This is a genomic window from Grimontia sp. SpTr1, from assembly GCF_947387585.1.
GTDB classification, from domain to species: domain Bacteria; phylum Pseudomonadota; class Gammaproteobacteria; order Enterobacterales; family Vibrionaceae; genus Enterovibrio; species Enterovibrio indicus.
The window spans coordinates 1-1,353 of record NZ_CANDOD010000047.1 but is presented as its reverse complement, the minus strand read 5'-3'; the positions used below and the strand labels follow the sequence as shown (position 1 = coordinate 1,353).

The 1,353-nt window shown below is 47.9% G+C and carries 1 protein-coding gene; it reads right to left on the bottom strand.

What is annotated here, in order from left to right:
- The coding region (locus QL223_RS25855; protein WP_281546357.1) for a cadherin-like domain-containing protein at nt 1-1,353 on the bottom strand (1,353 nt) is incomplete at both ends.

Genomic DNA, 1,353 nt, shown 5'->3' with positions numbered 1-1,353 from the left:
CCAATTTTGAGGGCTTTGATGGTGAAATATTCATTCCCATCCAGGTTCTGCCAGCCGTCAGCACTGCTGGTTGTGAATGCAGTTGAGAGTCCATCGTTGTTCGCATTCACTTCATTGACGTAGATATGGATATTGGCCGGTTCGAGTGATTTATTAGTTCCATCTGTCGCAAAGTACTCAATTTGAACTGGGCCGTTGAATTCTGAATTAGGTGTAAATACGAGCCCTTCGCCATCGTCACTCAATGCAATAGAACCGGCTTCGCTTGGTACTAGGGTAAAGCTCTCTAAGTCATCTTTGTTCCAGACAGAAACAGTGTCACCGTCGTCTTTATCGGTATCGTTTTTCGTAATGTCGTTAAAGGCAATTAAGATGCCGTTTGTATCGCTGTTGTTCACCCAGTAGCTGTCGCCACCGTCATAGTCATCGTTTGCAACAGGCGGATTGTCGTTGTCCAGTATCGTTGCAGAGTCGGATAGTTGATTACCTGACTTCGCCAAAGCAACGTCTGTATTCACATTTAGCGTGACTGATTCAGGACCTTCAAATTCACTATCATCTTTGGTGTTAATGATGACGCTAAAGTTCGTATTATTGCCCGCAAGTGTCAGGTTGTGGCCTTGGTTAAAGAAGCTAGCAATGTCATTAGGATCTGTAATTTCATCGCCATTCACGCTGATAGACGTGATGTCAGTAATATTGAAGTCATCGTTGCTTTCAAGCTTGAGCGTGTAAGTGACTTCGCCTTTAACTTGATTACCTAACGTAACGTTAAATGTGGCCGAGTTTCCTTCATCGGTATCTCCGAGACTTTTGACGTTCAACGTTGGACGATCATCATTACCACCGTCAATGTCATTGTTGCCACCCAGTTTACCGTCATCAGACACGATAGCGTTATCTGTAGCCAGCTTACCGTCGGTAATGCCGCTCACCCCTTCAGACGGGGTAACAGTGACCGAAAATGCTTCGTCGCCTTCGTAGTCCGTATCTTGATGAGTAGTAACCGAAACATTGAGCTCAGTGATCCCAGCAGGAATGGTGTAATCGCCGTTGCTGTCTGCCGTGATCACCTCGGTCTTGCCGTTCAGCTCGTACGAGACGGTCATGTCGCCCAGATCATCAGCGTCGGTGTCGATATCAGTCAGGGACAGTTTGACTTTGACGCCGGTCTCAGCAGCTTTGTTGAGGGTTACGGTAAAGTTGGCACTGTCACCTTCGCTGACTTGTGCTTGTGGGCCTGTAATAGATACGGTCGGGCGGTCATCGCCACCAATTGGCGGTGGGTTAGCACCCGTGCCATCGTCAGCGATGGTGGCTTTGCCCACTTTGTCATTGCCGCTGTCCGCCAGA